This window comes from Paraburkholderia sp. RL17-380-BIE-A (genome assembly GCF_046028085.1).
GTDB lineage: Bacteria > Pseudomonadota > Gammaproteobacteria > Burkholderiales > Burkholderiaceae > Paraburkholderia.
This window is the reverse complement of the sequence record NZ_JARESQ010000021.1, coordinates 135,225-152,985: the sequence shown is the minus strand read 5'-3', so window position 1 is coordinate 152,985 and position 17,761 is coordinate 135,225. Positions and strand designations below refer to the sequence as shown.

Below are 17,761 nucleotides of genomic sequence, written 5' to 3'. Positions count from 1 at the left end.
TACTTTCGAGCCGCGTTGTGACGCGTCGATCGCGCCCGCGATATCTGACGCACCATGAAGCGGCCGCCCTGCATGTTGCCGTGCCTCGCCGTGCTTCGCCGCCGCTGCCTGCCGCCTAAGTGGTCGGCGACGGATCGCTACTGGGCGGATGCGCACCCGGATCGGGCGGAAGCGCCGTGAGGAGCCGCGGCCCATGTTGCGGGCCGGGTTTCCAGCCTGCCTGCCAGTCGGCTTCGCCCACCGGCTGCGCGGCCAGCATCACGAGGCTATGCGCGGCCACTTCGACCTCTGAAACCGCCAGCCGATGCGGCGCGCTCTCCGGTTCAGCAGTGTCTAACAGCACGTGCCATTCCAGATGCGGTGCGGGAGGCGTAAACCGCAGTGTTTTCTCGTTGGCGTTGAGCATCATCAACAATACTTCTGTTTCGCCGTTTAAGCCCGGGCCCGCGCGACGCAACGTGAACGCGCGGCCTTCGGGGTCCTGCCAGGCTTCGATGGTGAGCGGATCGCCGCGTTCGTCGAACCAGCCCACATCGAACAGGCCCGGCAGCACTTCACGATCGCCGAACAGAAAACGCGTTTCACGCAGCAGCGGATGGTGCTTGCGCAGCGCGATCACGCGCGCGACGAACGCGCTCATCTGGCGTCCGTCCGGCGACTCCGCGCGTTCCCAGTCGAGCCACGATATTTCGTTGTCCTGGCAGTACGCATTGTTGTTGCCGTTCTGCGTGCGCAGCGATTCGTCGCCGGCCAGCACCATTGGCGTGCCGAGCGCCATCAACAGCGTGGCGATCAGCGAACGGGCCACGCGTTTGCGGGTAGCGAGAATCGCCGGGTCGTCACTCGGGCCTTCGGCACCCCAATTGCGGCTGCAATTCTCGTTGTGGCCGTCGTTGTTGTCTTCGCGATTGGCTTCGTTGTGCTTCTGCTCGTAAGCGGTGACGTCGGCTAACGTAAATCCGTCATGCGACGTGACAAAATTGACCGACGCCCACGGCTTCCTGAAGCGGCGGTTGAACAGATCGGCCGAGCCGGTCAGCCGTGCGGCGAGATCGGGCCGCAAGCCGGCGTCGCCGCGCCAGAAACGGCGCACGGTGTCGCGGAACCGATCGTTCCATTCGCCGAAGCCCGGCGGATGATTACCCAGCTGATAACCGCCCGGCCCGATATCCCAAGGCTCGGAAATCAGCTTGCGTTGCGACAGGATCGGGTCTTGGCGCAACGCGTCGAAGAAACCGGAGCCCGGATCGAAGCCGTGTTGCTCGCGGCCGAGCGTGACGCCGAGATCGAAACGGAAGCCGTCGATATTGAATGCCGTCGACCAGTAACGCAGCGAATCCATCACCATTTGCAACACACGCGGATGCGGCAGGTTCACGGTATTGCCGCAACCGGTGTCGTTGATATGGTGACGTTCGTCGCCGGGAATCAAGCGGTAGTAGCTGGCATTGTCGAGGCCGCGCCACGAGACGGTCGGGCCCATCTCGTTGCCTTCGCAGGTGTGGTTGTAGACCACATCGAGAATGACTTCGATGCCGGCCGCGTGCAACTGGCGCACGGCAATGCGCATTTCGTCGAGCCGGTGCGTGCTGAGGTAGGACGGTTCCGGCGCGAAAAACGCCGCCGTGTTGTAACCCCAGTAGTTGCGCAGGCCGCGCTCCACCAGAAAGCGGTCGTTGAGAAACGCATGCACGGGCAGTAACTCGACCGCGGTCACGCCGAGTTTCAGCAAATGGTCGATGAACTCCGGCGAAGCCAGCGCCGCGAACGTGCCGCGTTCGTGCTGGCGCAAATCCGCACGCAACATGGACGCACCACGCACATGCGTCTCGTAGACGATGGTTTCACCCCAAGGCACATTCGGGCGCTTGTCGTGCGACCAGTCGAATGCCTCGTCGATCACCACGCACTTTGGCATGGCCGGCGCCGAGTCGCGCCGGTCGATGGAAAGGTCCGCGCGATTCGAATGCACCCGGTAGCCGAACAGCGCATCCGACCAGCGAAACTGTCCCACCAGCTTGCGCGCGTACGGATCGAGCAGCAGCTTGTGCGGATTGAAGCGATGCCCATGTTGCGGCTGATACGGCCCGTGCGCGCGAAACCCGTAAGCGGTGCCCGGATGCGCGTTAGGCAGATAGCCGTGCCAGACTTCGTCGGTGCATTCGGGCAGCGTGTAACGGCGGATTTCCTTGCGGCCAGTGGGATCAAACAAACAAAGCTCGATTTTTTGCGCGTTCGCGGAGAACACCGCAAAGTTGACGCCGAGGCCATCCCAACTGGCGCCGAGCGGATAGGGCGAGCCGGGCAGAAGCCGGTCGGGCATTGCATGCGACATGATTCCCCTTCCTGTTCTGATTGTTGAACGCTATCGTGGGTCTTCATGCAACGAGCGCGCGGCGCGAAATGTCGCACGCCGCGCGCTCGCCTTACAGCACCTGCGTCAATCCGCGCGCAATACGATCGTCGCGAGCGGCGGCAGCGTCAGTGCGGCGGAATGCGGCCAGCCGTGGCTCGATTGCGGATCGGTGTGGATCTGCCCGCCGTTGCCCATATTCGAGCCGCCGTACACGCCGGCGTCCGTATTGAGCACTTCTGTCCAGCGCCCGGCGCGCGGCATGCCGATCCGGTAACCGACTCGCGGCACCGGCGTCATGTTGCAGACTACGACGAGTTCGCGGCCGGCGCCATCGGTGCGGCGATAGGCGAAGACGCTGTTGCCGCTGTCGTCGCCGATTAGCCATTCGAAGCCGCCGGGTTCGCAGTCGAGCAGATACAACGCGGGCTCGTCGCTATACAGACGATTCAGGTCGCGCACCAGCTTCTGCAGGCCGTGGTGGTTCGCATCGTCGAGCAGATGCCAATGCGGCGATGTATCGTGGTCGAATTCCGCCATCTGGCCGAATTCGCCGCCCATGAACAGCAGCTTCTTGCCCGGATGCGTCCACATGAAACCGAAATACGCGCGCAGGTTGGCGAACTTCTGCCACCTGTCGCCCGGCATCTTGCCGAGCAACGAGCCTTTGCCGTGCACCACTTCGTCGTGTGACAGCGGCAACACGAAGCGCTCCGAATACGCGTACACCATCCCGAACGTCATGTTGTGGTGATGGTATTGGCGGTAGACCGGGTCTTCTTCCATGTAGTGCAGCGTGTCGTGCATCCAGCCCATGTTCCACTTGAACTGGAAACCGAGGCCGCCGTCTTCGACACGCGCCGTCACGCCAGGCCATGCAGTCGATTCCTCGGCGATCGTGATCGCACCCGGCACGCCCGGCACATAGCCGACTTCGTGATTCAGGCGCTTCAGGAACGCAATCGATTCGAGGTTTTCGCGGCCGCCGTAAATGTTCGGCACCCACTGGTCGGCGGCGCGCGAATAGTCGCGGTACAGCATCGACGCCACCGCATCGACGCGCAAACCGTCGACGTGATAGCGCTTGAGCCACGCGAGCCCGGAGGCGATCAGGAACGCGCTCACCTCGTTGCGGCCGAGGTTGTAGATCATCGTGTTCCAGTCCTGGTGATAGCCTTCGCGCGGGTCGGCGTGCTCGTAGAGCGGCGTGCCGTCGAAATCGACGAGACCATGCGCGTCGTTCGGAAAATGCGCGGGCACCCAGTCTAGAATCACGCCGAGTCCGGCTTCGTGCGCCTTGTCGACGAAGCGCGCGAACTGCTCGGGTTTGCCGAAGCGCGCGGACGGCGCGAATTGCCCGAGCGGCTGATAACCCCACGATCCACCGAACGGATGCTCGGCAATCGGCATGAACTCCACGTGCGTGAAGCCCATGCTTTTCACGTACGGAATCATCCGCTCCGCGAGTTCGTCCCAATCGAGTCCGCGCTGACCTTCTTCCGCGACGCGCAGCCAGGATTCGGCGTGTACTTCGTAGATCGAAATCGGCGAGCGCGGAGTCTGCTTGTCGGCGCGCGATTGAATCCACTCGTGGTCGGTCCACGGAAACTGCTCGACCTCGTCGACGTGCGCCACGACGGAAGCGGTGCCCGGCGGCTTCTCCGTTTGCATCGCGCAGGGGTCGGCCTTGAGGGGCAGCGGGTGCCCGTCGCGCGACAGCAGTTCGTATTTGTAGCGCGTGCCGGGACCGACACGCGGCACGAACAATTCCCACACGCCGGCCTGGTGCCGCAGCCGCATCGGATGCCGGCGGCCGTCCCATGCATTGAAGTCGCCCACCACGGAGGCGCGCCGCGCGTTCGGCGCCCACACTGCGAAGCGCACACCCGGCACGCCGTCCAGTTCCATCGGGCGGGCGCCGAGGCATTCGAGCACCGCATAGGGATCGCCGCCGGCGAGGCGCCCCAGCGGCTCGTCGCCGAGAACGGGACCGAACGAATACGTGTCTTCGATTTCCTGCACCACGCCATGCCAGTCGATCCGCAAACGGTACGGCGCCGCGGACGTGACGCGGCCGGCAAAGAGCCCCGGCCGCAGCTGTTCGAGCTCGCCGAGCAGCGCGCCATCGGCGCGCGAAAATACGCTGACGTGCGCGGCGTTCGGCAACAGCGCGCGCACCACCGGACCCGCGTCCGTGTGATGCAACCCGAGCTGCGAGAAAGGATCGGGGTGGCGCGCTTCGACGAGCGCGTCGATATCGAGCGGTTGGAGGCCCGCGGCCGGATCATGCTCACTCATAGTCGCCCTCGGCCGGATTAGGCGGTGTGGCGGCGCCTGGCGCCTGGGTTGAGGAATCGTGTGCCTGCGTGCCGGTATCGCCGAGCAGGCGGCTGGTGAGCGCGGCGAGGCCGCGCACGGGCAAGCTGAGCCACGTCGGGCGGTTGGCCGCTTCGTAACGGATTTCGTAGGCGGCTTTTTCGATCAGGAACAGATCGAGCAAGGCCTGTTCGGCTTCGGGCGCGACGAGCGGCGTCGGCGCCTCCGCGGCAGCCGTGCGGTACTCGCTGAGGAACGTTTCGGCGGCATGCATGCGGAAACGTTCGAACAACGCCCGCTTGCGCTCGGCGGTCTGTTGCGGCGCGGCTTCCGTGGTGGATTGCGCCGCCGCGCTCGCATACGACAGCGAGCGCAGCAGACCGGCCACGTCGCGTAGCGGGCTCGACTTCTGACGACGCTCTTCGAGCGTGCGTGCCGGCTCGCCTTCGAAGTCGATCAGATAAGCGTCGCCCTGCGCGACCAGCACCTGGCCGAGATGGAAGTCGCCGTGAATACGAATGCGCAGCGCGCCCGCGTTGGCGGAAACGAGCGAACCGATGGCGGCAACCAACGCAGCGCGGCGGTCGATCAGGCTTTGCGCCAGCGCCTTGGTTTCGGGATCGCTCATCTGCTCGATGCGCGGCGCGAGCAGATCCAGCGCGCTGGCGAGCATTGCCTGCGTGCCGTCGATCCATGCTTTCACCTGCTCCGCGCTAGCCGGTTCCGGCGCGAATGCCGGGTCGTCCGTCGGCGAGGCGAGCGCCACATGCAGTTCGCCCAGCCGCCTGCCGATAATGCCGGCCAACGCGCTGTAGCCTTCCATCAGGATCGATTCATTGGCACGGTCCGGCGCCGACTGCGCTTCGGTATCGACGGCGATGGCGAGTTCGTCCACCGAGCGGCGCAGATAGTCGAGCGACCAGTTCCACGCGTCGCCCTGATTGTCGATGAAGCCTTGCAGAATACAGAGCGTGTGCGGCACACCTTCCGGATCGACGCGCACCACTTCGCCATACAGCGGCGCGGTGTTCGCGTAGCCCAATTGCGTCAGGTAGCGGCTGATCTCGGCTTCGGGATGGACGCCGCTGACGAGACGGCGCACCAGTTTCAGCACGGCGGCATCGGCGATGATCAGCGAACTGTTGCTTTGCTCCGCCGCGAGCCACCGAATCTCCGGTCGCTCGCCAAGCCCTTCGAGCTCGGCGAAACGTTCGGTCGGCAGGAACCTGATCTCGCTCTTCTGCACGGTCGGCACGACGGCGCGCTCGCGCAGCTTGCGCATCACGCCATGCGCGAAGATCGGCAACGCAAACGCGTCCGTCAGATGCCCGACGTTGCGGCCTCGCCGCACGCGCGCAAGCGCCAACTGCATGAACAGCGGGAAAGTCGTTTCGCCGCCCCATGTGATCGCGATCGGCACGACGTAGCGCTCGGTGTGATTGCCCACGTCCGCTTCGATCTCGGTGAAGGCGAAGCCGCCGTTCGGGATCGTGGTCAATGCCGCCAGCCGCACGGCATGCATTTTCTGATCCTTCGACGCAAACCAGCGGCGCCGGCTCAGCCACGAAGGCAGCACTTCCGATTCGAGCAGGCGCACATTCTCCGGCGTCGGGCCAACCTGGCCTTCGCGAATCACGATCGTGACGAATTCCGGCAGCGGTTCCGAATGCGCCTGAGCCCACGTCGGACGCTGGCCGCCGGGGCACAGCATGAACCACAGGAAGCCATACGGCGGGAACGTCAGCAGATAGGTCAACTGGCCGATCGCCGGGAACACGGAATCCGCGGTCATTTCGATCGGCACCGAACCGTTGAACTCGGACAGATCGAGTTCGACCGCTTGCGGCGCGCGCGACAGATTCGCCACGCACAGAATGGGCGGCTCACCCGGCATCTCACGCAGATACGCGAGAATCTTGCGGTTTTCCGGCTTCAGGAAGCGGATCGTGCCGCGCCCGAAAGTCTGTTTCGCGCGGCGCGTGGCGAGCATGCGCCGGGTCCAGTTCAGCAGCGAATGCGGGTCGCGGCTTTGCGCTTCCACGTTGACCGCGTCGAAACCGTACAGCGAGCCCATGACCGGCGGCAGCACCAGTTGCTCAGGGTCGGCGCGCGAGAAACCGCCGTTGCGATCCGACGACCACTGCATCGGCGTACGCACGCCGTCGCGGTCGCCGAGGTGAATGTTGTCGCCCATGCCGAGTTCGTCGCCGTAATAGATCACGGGTGTGCCGGGCATGGAAAGCAGCAGCGAATTGATCAGCTCGATGCGGCGGCGGTCGCGCTCCATCAGCGGCGCGAGACGGCGTCGAATGCCGAGATTCAGCCGCGCGCGGCGATCGCTCGCGTACGTATTCCACAAATAGTCGCGCTCGGAATCCGTGACCATTTCCAGCGTCAGTTCGTCGTGATTGCGCAGGAAAATCGCCCACTGGTTCGTGGCGGCAAGGTCCGGCGTTTGCCGCATGATGTCGGTAATCGGGAAACGGTCTTCGCTCGCAATCGACATGTAGATGCGCGGCATCAGCGGGAAGTGGAACGCCATGTGGCATTCGTCTTCGTCGCCGAAATATTCCTTCACGTCTTCCGGCCACTGGTTGGCTTCGGCGAGCAGCATCCGGTTCGGATACTCGGCGTCGATGGTGGCGCGGATCTTTTTGAGCACCGCGTGCGTTTCCGGCAGGTTCTCGTTGTTCGTGCCTTCACGTTCGACCAGATACGGCACTGCGTCCAGCCGCAACCCGTCAATGCCCATATCGAGCCAGAAGCGCATGACCTGCAGCACTTCCTTCAAGACGGCTGGATTGTCGAAATTCAGATCGGGCTGATGCGAGTAGAAGCGGTGCCAGTAATACGCGCCCGCCACCGGATCGTGCGTCCAGTTGGACGGCTCCGAGTCGATGAAGATGATCCGCGTTTCCTGGTACTTCTGATCGGTATTCGACCACACGTAATAGTTGCGATGGTTCGAACCCGGCTTCGCGCGGCGCGCGCGCTGAAACCACGGGTGCTGGTCCGACGTGTGGTTGATCACCAGCTCGGTGATCACGCGAATGCCGCGCGCATGCGCTTCCTGAATGAAGCGCTTCACATCGGCCAGGTTGCCGTAATCGGGGTGCACATTGCGGTAATCGGCGATGTCGTACCCATCGTCGCGCCGTGGCGACGGATAGAACGGCAGCAGCCAGATTGCATTCACGCCGAGTTCGGCAATGTAATCGAGCTTCGCAATCAGGCCGGGGAAGTCGCCGACGCCGTCGTTATTCGCGTCGAAGAACGACTTGATGTGTACCTGATAGATGATCGCGTCTTTGTACCAGAGCGGATCGTCGCTCAACGCCGCAGGTTTGCCGCGCCGATTCGTGCGCGGCCTGGCCGTGTTGCCAGGGGCATTGCCCACGGGTGACTGTGTCGTGGTTTGAGCTGGATCGTCACGCTTCATGTCGCACCTTCCGTTGGGGTTGGGTTGCCAGCGTCTGCGTGATGAACGCTGTCGGAGTCGCTGTCGGCTTCATCCGGCCGTTCGGCGGGCAGCCCGCCGAGCGGCGCGATGCGCCAGATCGAGAACGGCTGGCCCGACCCGAGCTGGACGTGCTGCCAACGGCCATGCCATTCGAAGCGCGCGCCGGTCATCTGGTCGGTGACTTCCAGCGGGCCATGATCGTGCAGATTCCATTTCTGGAAAGTCTCCCACGACAATTCGATATCCGCGCCCTGTTCATTGAACGGGTCGAGATTGATCGCGACGAGAATCACGTTGTCGCGTGATTCGGTGGCCTTCTCGAAGAACAAAACGTTGTCGTTATGCGCGGGCAGGAATGTCAGGCCGAGATGCGTTTGCAATGCCGGGTTCGCACGGCGAATCCGGTTCAGCGCAGTGATCTCGGGAACGATGTTGCCGGGCCGGTTCCAGTCCCACGCGCGTAGCTGGTATTTCTCGGAGTCGAGATATTCCTCGCTGTTCGGCAGAGCAGCGGCTTCGCACAACTCGAAACCGCTATACACGCCCCACAAACCGGCCAGCGTCGAGGCGAGCGCGGCGCGAATCAGAAAGCCCGTGCGGCCCTGCGATTGCAGATGCCGCGGGTTGATATCCGGCGTATTGACGAAGAAGTTCGGCCGGTACGAATCACGCGCGCCGGTTTGCGTGAGCTCGGTCATGTACTCGATGAAATCGCGCTTCGATTCCCGCCACGTGAAGTATGTGTACGACTGCGAGAAGCCGATCTTGCCGAGCCGGTTCATCATGCGCGGCCGTGTGAACGCTTCGGCAAGGAAGATGGTGTCCGGATAGCGCGCGCGCACATCGCCGATCACCCATTCCCAGAACGGCAGCGGTTTGGTGTGAGGGTTGTCGATGCGGAAGATATGCACGCCCGCTTCGATCCAGAACAGGAACACGTCGCGCAGCGCGAGCCATAAATCCGGCTTGGCGTCGTGCGCATAGAAGTCGGGGTTGACGATGTCCTGATACTTCTTCGGCGGATTTTCCGCGTAGCGCAGCGTGCCGTCGGGGCGCCACGCGAACCACGTTGGATGCTCCTTGAGCCACGGGTGATCCGGCGAGCACTGCACTGCGAAGTCGAGCGCGATTTCAAGGCCGTGCTCATGCGCGGCGGCGAGCATCGCCTTGAAGTCGTCGAGCGTGCCCAACTGCGGATGCACGGCGGTGTGGCCGCCTTCGACTCCACCTATCGCATACGGGCTGCCGACATCGCCGGGCTGCGCGGTCAGCGTGTTGTTACGGCCTTTGCGATTGGCCACGCCAATCGGGTGGATCGGCGGGAAATACAGCACGTCGAAGCCCATGTCGCGAATGCGCGGCAGTTTCTTCGTCACGTCGGCGAAGGTGCCGTGGCGCGATTCGTCGTCGCTCATCGAGCGCGGGAAGATCTCGTACCAACTCGCGAAGCGCGCCGCGGTGCGGTCTGCGTCGATCTTGTAGATGACCGGATCGCGGCTCAGGAACGGCCGGTGGCGCGCAGCGGTCATCGCCCTCGCCGTGGTCGGCGCGAGCAGCAGCGCGAGCTTCGTTTCAGCGTCGGCTTTGGTGAACTCCTTGACGATATGTTCGAGCGGCGCGGTAAGCGCGCCTTCCGAGGTTTCCACTTCGGCAAGCACGAGCGCGAACAGATGCGCGGCTTCGTCGAGTTCGAGTTCGACGGTTTGCCCCGCCTTCAGCTTCTTCTGAATATGTTCGACCAGCGAAGCGAAGTCGTCGCGCCACGCGATCACGGTGAACTCGTGGCGGCCCATGCGGTCGAGCGGAATGCGCGCTTTCCAGATGTCGAGCCCGGCGGGTTGAGCCGGCGTCATCAGCACTTCATGCCACGCGGTTTCGTCGGCGGCGCGCCAGATCACGGCGGCGGCAATCTTGTCGTGACCTTCGGCGAAAATCGCGGCGGTGATTTCGGCGCGTTCACCCACGGTGCGCTTGGCCGCGAAGCGGCCGTTATCGACCGAAGGCGTCACGCTTTCGATCGCCACGCGCGGCGCGTTGATCGCTTCGACCACGGTCTTGCGGCCGCTGCGCTTGCTGTTCGCTTTGTCGATGGGCGGCGCGAGACGGATCGGTTTCTCCGTGATGGCGCGAAACAGGCGAACCGCGCCCGGTGCGAGCGCGAACGGCGTGAGCGTGGCGGGCGAAGCGCTGGCGGAGGCGTCTAGCGGCACGAAGCGCGTGAAGTTGCCCGGCACGCCCGCGAGGAAGCGCGCAGGATCGACGCGCACCGGCGCGCCGAGGTCGGGGTTGATCGCGATCAGGATGGCCTCGTCGGCGTCGCGCGGGTCGCGTTGGTCGGCGCGCAACAGGACCGCTGCAGGTGCGCCGGGCCCGCTCAGCGGGCGCAATTCGCCGTTGGCGTGCAGCGTCTTCGTATCGCGCGCAATGTGGTTCGCGTGCGTGACGTGTTTCGAGAGATCGAATGGTTTGGCCTGAACAGCGAGGGCGAACTGCGAAGCATCGCCACGCGTTTGCGACATGGGCTCGGTGATGCCGTATTCGAAGCCCATCGGCATCATCCAGCCCGTGCCGATCGAAACCGACGTGTACAGCGCGCGCCGGTAAGCCCGCTCGACGATGGCGGCATCGTGAGCATCGCCCAACTCGGCGGCGAGGCGGGTGCCATAAGGCGCTTCCGGAAACGCGATCGGTGTGCCAAGGCGCGCGAGCGCGGCATGTTCTTCGACCATCCAGCTGGAGCGGAAGTCCCACCAGCGCACCGACGAGAACACGCTGTCGAAGCCGGCACCGTCGAGGCCGGGCAGATCGGCGCGAGCAAGGCCGGGTGTGGCGGCGAGAAAGCGCACCTCGGGATGTTTCGCGCGAACCGCGTCGGCCAACTGCCGCCAGACGGCGCTCGGTACGCGGTGCGGCGAATCAAATCGGAAGCCGCCCACGCCGGCGTCGGCGAGCGCCAGCAACTGCCGGGTCCACCATTCGACCAGCGCGGCGCTGCTGCCGGCGTCATTGAAGTTGGCATAGGCGACGTTGTCCTCGCGATGCACATGGCGCGGGTCGAGCCGCGCCTCTTCAGACTCCAATGCGTGGAACCAGTCGGCATGTTCGGCGTAAAGCGCGCCATCGGCGGCCATCCGGTCGATCACCAGATCGACCAGCAAGGTCAGCCCGTTCTGTGCGGCACCGCTGGCGAGCGTGCGAATTGCCTCGGCGGCGGGCTGCCGGGCCTCGAATACCGGATGAAGACGGTCATGGTTGCCGACCACCTGTCCGTGGCCGGCTCGTCCGGGCTCGAAAAGGCTGCCGATCAGCGCGTGATCGAAGCCCAGCGCGGCTGCATGCGCGAACTGCGCAGGCCATGCATCGAGTGGCCCAACCAGAAGTGAATGAAAAAAGTAAATCCGCGGCGCGTACCCGTTTGGAGATTCCATCGGTCGTTTCCAGATTCGTCCTGCTGCGGTGTGGATGCAATTGGCATGCGATCACAGCGCTCATTGGGCTTCCAGAGCCGGATACCGCGCGATGCAAGAAGCGAGGGCGCGTACTGGTCAATGTAGTGCAAAGATCGTCACGCCGCTGGCCAGTAAGGGGTGCTTTGACGCCAGGCGTCGATTGCACGGGCTGGCCAGATCGATTCGGAAGACGCAGCAAACGCTGTGCCAGTGCGGCTCGGGCGCAGCGAGGGATGGTAGGGCCGAGCGTCCCGCAGTGGGCCTGGCCGGAAGATGCGGCGGCAGACGCGAGGCATTGGCGCGAGGCCGCGAACGGCTGCCGCGTGTAAAACGGGCGGGTGGCGCCCGGGATTTACACGCGAAGGGTGAGGGGCGGCGCGATTGCCCGCAAAAGGCGGAGTTCTATGCGGCAGGGGCGGCGCGAGGGCGCGCTCGTGCCAGCAGGTTCACGAGCCGAGCAGGCCCGCTGCGATGTTCACGCACAAACCGAACACAGCGACGTTGAAGTAAAACGACAGGACCGATTGTGCGAGGGCGGCGCGGCGAACCGAACGCGAGCGCAGCATCACGTCCGACGTCTGCGAGGCCACGGCGATCGTGAACGAGAAATACAGGAAGTCCCAGTAATCCGGGTGAAGCGCCTTGTCGGGAAACTGCAGCGGCGTCTCCGGGGCATCCGGGTCGTAGTAAAGGCGCGCGTAGTGCTGGGTGAAGATGGTCGGGATCAGGAACCAGGCGCCGAACATCGTCAGTCCGGTCAGCGCGTAGTGCCAGACCGTGGAAGCGCCCGCTGTTCCCTTTGCCGACGCCAATTCCAGCACGATGGCCGCAATACTCGCAATGGTCGCCAAGCAGATCACCATGAGCACGACGCCCGCGTTCTCGTCGTCGCGACGGGCGGATTCGCGCACGCCGCCTTCGTCGGCAAGGGCCATGTAGACCCAGATCATCGCCAGATAACTCCAGATGGCGGCGTCCCAGCCGACCAGCACGCGAACCATCGGGCGCGTGTGCGCCGGCAAGGCCAGCGCCGCGATGATGCCGAGCGCAAGGCCGACCAGCATGCGTGGCCGATTGCGAAGAACTTGTGGAAGATATTTTGTCAGCATGGAATGGCGTGTGAAGGACTCTTGGTTTCGCGGATTCTACCCGGGCTTCGACCTGTATTTGTCGAATGGGCGGGACACAGGCTATAGTCTTTCGCAACGCGCTTGCGTGCCGCTTTCAATTGAAAGGCGATTGGCAGGCGGCAGTTTTTTGCCCGTTCATGCCATGCAGTGCGCACGGTTTCATACGGATGTCATCAGCACAACGTATCTCGGCTCGCATTGGGGTTCGTGCGGGCTAACAGGAAAGACCGCTTAAGCGGCTTCAGGCCAGGTTTGGGGTAGAAGATCGACGCCACGCGCGAACGGCAGACCGCCGGGGCCGTGTGGCAAGTTGAGAACGACTCACCATCTGGAGTCCCCATGACAGATGTTCCCGAGAATAATGATGCGCACCACGAAGTGACGCATCCCGCAGGCTTGTCGTCATCAGCTTCGTTTTCAGCGTCGCGTAGAGCGTGGGTGCTCGGTGCATGCGCCGCGGCCGCGGCGTTCGCATTTGCCGGCGCCGGCCGCTCACTCTCATGGATCGCCCCGGCATTGGCCGATGCGCCCGCAGGCGGCGGGCTCGATGCCTTCCTCGCGCTCTCGCAGCGCCTCACAGGCCGCACCGGCTTCGACGCCACGCTCGGCAAACGCGTCTATGACGCCCTGGCCAAATCCGACAATCATTTCGACCAGAACGTTGCCGCGCTCAACACATGGCTGCAGGGCCACGGCGGTGTGCCATCAGATACCGTCACACAAGCCTTGCAGGCTGATCAGCCCGCGCTCGCGAAATCCGTCGGCGCGATCATGCGCGCGTGGTATCTCGGCCTCGTGGGCGACACGCCGCATGTGGAAGTGGTCGCTTATGAAAAGGCGCTGATGTTCGAGCCCGTGAAGGACGTGCTGACGATTCCGTCTTATTGCCGCGACGTGCCGTTCTATTGGACAAAGAAACCGGTGAGTGCCTGAACGTCGTTTCTCTTGCGTGTGCCGCATCGTTCGATCGAATCGTTCGACGCAGCTCGGGCACGCGCGTACAGCAAGCCAGCATAAAGTGCTCTGCACTGGACCCGCGTGACGCGTTCAAGCGAACTCGGGTCGACACAAAAGAAGAGAGAGGGCAACAATGGCAAACGCAAACTCTGCCGATATCGTCGTGGTCGGTTCGGGCGTGGCAGGCGGACTGGTTGCGCATCAGATGGCGCTGGCCGGCGCGTCGGTGATTCTGCTCGAAGCCGGGCCGCGCATTCCGCGCTGGCAGATCGTCGAGAACTTCCGTAATTCGCCGGTCAAGTCCGACTTCGCGACGCCTTATCCGTCGACGCCTTACGCACCGCATCCCGAGTACGCCCCCGCCAACCATTATCTGATCCAGAAGGGCGACTATCCGTACAGCTCGCAGTATCTCCGGCTGGTGGGCGGCACGACCTGGCACTGGGCGGCCGCGGCATGGCGGCTGTTGCCGTCGGACTTCCAGTTGCGCAAGCTGTACGGCGTGGGGCGCGACTGGCCCTATCCCTATGAAACGTTGGAGCCGTGGTATTCGGCGGCGGAAGTGCAGCTCGGCGTGTCGGGTCCCGACAATTCGATCGATCTCGGTTCGCCGCGCTCGAAGCCGTATCCGATGAGCCAGCTTCCACTCTCTTACATGGATCAGCGCTTTAGCGACGTGCTCAATGCGCAGGGCTTCAAGGTCGTGCCCGAGCCGGTGGCGCGCAACAGCCGTCCTTACGATGCGCGGCCCACTTGTTGCGGCAACAACAACTGCATGCCGATCTGCCCGATCGCCGCGATGTACAACGGCGTGGTGCATGCGGAGAAGGCCGAACAGGCCGGTGCGAGGCTGGTTCCCGAGGCGGTGGTGTACCGCGTCGAAGCGGACAACAAAGGGCTGATTACAGCGATTCACTACAAGGACCCGAACGGCAACAGCACGCGCGTGACCGGCAAGCTGTTCGTGCTCGCCGCGAACGGCATCGAAACGCCAAAGCTGATGCTGATGTCCACTTCCGATAAATTTCCGCACGGCGTGGGCAACAGTTCCGATCAGGTGGGCCGCAACCTGATGGATCATCCGGGCACGGGCGTCACGTTTCTTGCCAATGAACCGCTGTGGCCCGGACGCGGGCCGATGGAAATGACCTCGATCGTGAACTTCCGCGACGGCGCGTTCCGCTCCGATTACGCGGCGAAGAAACTGCATCTGTCGAATGGCGTGCCGACCATGGCCGTGACCGCCGCACTGCTGAAGCAGGGCCTTACCGGCGCCGAGCTCGACCGGCAGATTCGCGACCGTGCGTCGCGCACGCTGAATATCAACAGCTTCCATGAGCATCTGGCGGAGCCGCAGAACCGCGTGTTGCCTTCGGCGGATCACAAGGATTCGCTCGGCATTCCGCAGCCGGAGATCTACTACTCGATCAACGACTACGTGAAGAAAAGCGCGGCCAATACGCACGAACTGTACGGGCAGATCGCCGCGCTGTTCGGCGGCGCCGAGGTCTCGTTCGACGACACCTTCGCACCCAACAATCACATCATGGGCACGACGATCATGGGCAGCGATCCGGCGGATTCAGTCGTGGACGCGGACTGCCGTACGCACGATCACTCCAATCTGTTCATTGCCAGCAGCGGCGTGATGCCGAGCGCGGCATCGGTGAATTGCACGCTGACGATCGCGGCCTTGTCGCTGAAACTGGCCGACAAGCTCAAGCGTGAAATCTGAGCCTGAACGGAGCACCACAATGAAGAAGAACACGTCTCGCGTGCAGCCGGTCGATGCGCTTGTGCGAAACGCCCGGCGCCGTCACTTCAGGGTCGCGACGCTCGCAGCGATCTTTTCGCTGTTCGCGCTCTATGTCGCCTGGCATGAGGCGCACGGCCCCAAGGTGCAGCGCAACGACGAGTTGCCTATCACGCAGGCCCGCGCGGACGACGCCTCGCGGTCGGCCAATGGCGAGGCCATCTCGGCTGAGGTGGCCGGCGGCAATCTGGTCAAGCGCGGCGAGTACCTCGCGCGCGCCGGCGATTGCGCGGCCTGCCACACGGCGGACAAAGCGCGGCCGTTCGCGGGCGGGCTGCCGATCAACACGCCGTTCGGCACGATCGTGACGCCGAACATCACGCCCGATCCGGACACCGGCATCGGCCAATGGAGCGACGCCGATTTTCTGCGCGCCATGCATGAGGGCATCGGCAGAAGTGGCCAGCGCTTGTATCCGGCCTTTCCGTACGCGGAGTACACCAAGGTCACGGATCAGGACGTGCTGGCCATTCGCGCGTATCTGAATACGCTCACGCCAATCCACTATTCGCCGCCGGGCAACAGCCTGACATTCCCATTCAATCAGCGCTGGTTGATGGTGTTCTGGAATCTGTTCAATTTCACTGAAGGCCGCTTCGTTCCCGATCCGAAGCAAAGCGCGCAATGGAATCGCGGCGCTTACCTGGTGCAAGGACTCGCCCATTGCGAGGAATGCCATACGCCGCGCAACTTCACGCAGGGTTTGAAGTCGAGCTCACGTCTTTCGGGCGCCGTGCAGGCCGGCTGGCACGCATACAACATCACGTCCGACAAGACGAGCGGCGTGGGCAACTGGAGCGACGACGAGCTGGTGTCGTATCTATCGACCGGCGCGGCGCCGGGCCGTGCCAACGCGGCCGGCCCAATGGCCGAAGTGGTGGCCGACAGCACACAATATCTGACGCGCGAAGATCTCGGCTCGATCGTCGCGTATCTGCGCGCCGTGCCGCCGATCAACGGTGGCGAATCGCGCCCGCGCGACCAGTGGGGCAATCCCGCCGACGACGTGACGGCACTGCGCGGCACTGCCATTCATGCCGTGAACGGCGCGCAATTGTTCGTCGCGAACTGCGCGAGCTGCCATAGCTGGACGGGGCAGGGTGTGGGCGCGAGCGCGCCCGGGGCGTATCCGTCGCTGATCCATAACTCGGCGGTGGGCGCGAGCGACGCCAACAATCTGGCGCTGGTGATCCTGCGCGGCGTCAGTCGTACGACGAAACAGGCGGACGTGTTGATGCCGGCATTCGGCACCCAGCTCAGCGACGATCAGGTGGCCGCCATTACGAACTACGTGACCAGACAGTTCGGCAATCCGCAATCGACCGTAACGGCCGATCAGGTGGCCAAACTGCGCACTCAGCAATAGTGACCGCGTTAGGCGTGTATTTGCGGTAAGGGCTGCCGGAAATATCCCGGTTTTGCGTCGATTTGCGTCGTTTCAGCTCGCTGCGGCGCCAGGATACGATGGGCAGCGCGCATACACGTCGCGGATGCCGCATTATCATGGACCCATGGCTTCCGTACTCGTCAATTCCGTTGAACATCACCCGGCCAACCGGAGCGGTCGCGACTTCGTGGTCGGCGACCTGCATGGCTGCGTCGATGCATTGCGCTATCTGCTGCGCGTGATTACGTTCGACCCGGCGCGCGACCGGCTCTTTTCGGTCGGCGATCTGGTGGATCGCGGCGAGCATTCTGAACTCGCTTTGGCTCTGCTCGACAAGCCGTGGTTTTTCGCCGTGCTCGGCAACCATGAAGACATGCTGTGCGCCGTCGCCGATGGACGCTTGCGGCGTCAGTCGTGGTATGGAATCGGCGGCCTATGGGCGGCGCAGCTATCCGACGAACGCCTGCAACACTACGCCGAAATCCTGCGCGGGTTGCCGCTTGCGCGCGTGATCGGCAGCGGCAAGGAGCGCTTCAACGTGCTGCATGGGGAATTCTTCGGCACGGATGCCGAGCTCGATGCGGGGAATTTCTCCGCCGAAACCCGCCAGCAATTGCTGTGGGGACGCGAGCTGGCGTTGGGCAATGGCGATCCGCAGCGGCAGCGCGGTCTCTCGCTGACCTACTGCGGCCACACGCCGATGCGTGACATCAAGCAGGTCGGCTCGCAGGTGTTTATCGACACTGGCGCGTTCGGCCCGGAAGGCAAGCTCACGATCGTGGAGCCGCTGGCGCTGCGGCGCTGGTCGATCTCGGTCGAAGAGGCTCGCGCGGAAGGGGCGGCAGCGCTGGCGCTACCTTGACTCTGCCTTGACGGCTTGGGCCCGCGCGCGGGTT

Annotated in this window: 9 protein-coding genes; 4 read left to right on the top strand and 5 right to left on the bottom strand. The window is 63.8% G+C overall.

Annotated features, from left to right (window positions below):
• Window positions 1-115: 115 nt before the first annotated feature.
• From glgX to P0D68_RS29575, 5 genes are all read right to left on the bottom strand, one after another.
• Window positions 116-2,335 (bottom strand): glycogen debranching protein GlgX, encoded by a 2,220-nt coding sequence (gene glgX / locus P0D68_RS29595; RefSeq protein WP_408301637.1) that lies wholly within the window; start codon window positions 2,333-2,335, stop codon window positions 116-118.
• 105 nt (window positions 2,336-2,440) lie between these two features.
• Window positions 2,441-4,651: a 1,4-alpha-glucan branching protein GlgB gene (glgB, locus tag P0D68_RS29590; protein WP_408301635.1), complete on the bottom strand. Its 2,211-nt coding sequence runs from the start codon at window positions 4,649-4,651 to the stop codon at window positions 2,441-2,443.
• The gene (gene treS / locus P0D68_RS29585) at window positions 4,644-8,108 is read right to left on the bottom strand and encodes a maltose alpha-D-glucosyltransferase (protein ID WP_408301633.1); all 3,465 of its coding nucleotides are present in this window, start codon (window positions 8,106-8,108) and stop codon (window positions 4,644-4,646) included. Before treS ends, glgB begins: the two co-directional genes overlap by 8 nt.
• Window positions 8,105-11,557: a maltotransferase domain-containing protein gene (locus P0D68_RS29580; RefSeq protein WP_408301631.1), complete on the bottom strand. Its 3,453-nt coding sequence runs from the start codon at window positions 11,555-11,557 to the stop codon at window positions 8,105-8,107. The genes treS and P0D68_RS29580 overlap by 4 nt, the downstream gene beginning before the upstream one ends.
• Before the next feature lie 467 nt (window positions 11,558-12,024).
• The gene (locus P0D68_RS29575; protein WP_408301629.1) at window positions 12,025-12,687 is read right to left on the bottom strand and encodes a DUF1345 domain-containing protein; all 663 of its coding nucleotides are present in this window, start codon (window positions 12,685-12,687) and stop codon (window positions 12,025-12,027) included.
• A 360-nt stretch (window positions 12,688-13,047) separates the two neighbouring features.
• Here P0D68_RS29575 and P0D68_RS29570 point away from each other — a divergent pair, with 360 nt between their 5' ends.
• The 4 genes from P0D68_RS29570 (at window position 13,048) to P0D68_RS29555 (ending at window position 17,727) form a co-directional block, all read left to right on the top strand.
• On the top strand, window positions 13,048-13,641 hold the full coding sequence (locus P0D68_RS29570; protein ID WP_408301627.1) for a sugar dehydrogenase complex small subunit: 594 nt from the start codon (window positions 13,048-13,050) through the stop codon (window positions 13,639-13,641).
• 157 nt (window positions 13,642-13,798) lie between these two features.
• Window positions 13,799-15,400, top strand: coding sequence for a GMC family oxidoreductase (locus P0D68_RS29565; RefSeq protein WP_408301625.1), 1,602 nt, complete (start codon window positions 13,799-13,801; stop codon window positions 15,398-15,400).
• Between the two features lie 19 nt (window positions 15,401-15,419).
• Window positions 15,420-16,844 (top strand): cytochrome c, encoded by a 1,425-nt coding sequence (locus tag P0D68_RS29560; RefSeq protein ID WP_408301623.1) that lies wholly within the window; start codon window positions 15,420-15,422, stop codon window positions 16,842-16,844.
• A gap of 145 nt (window positions 16,845-16,989) precedes the next feature.
• Window positions 16,990-17,727 (top strand): metallophosphoesterase, encoded by a 738-nt coding sequence (locus tag P0D68_RS29555; protein WP_177205134.1) that lies wholly within the window; start codon window positions 16,990-16,992, stop codon window positions 17,725-17,727.
• The last annotated feature ends 34 nt before the right edge of the window (window positions 17,728-17,761 follow it).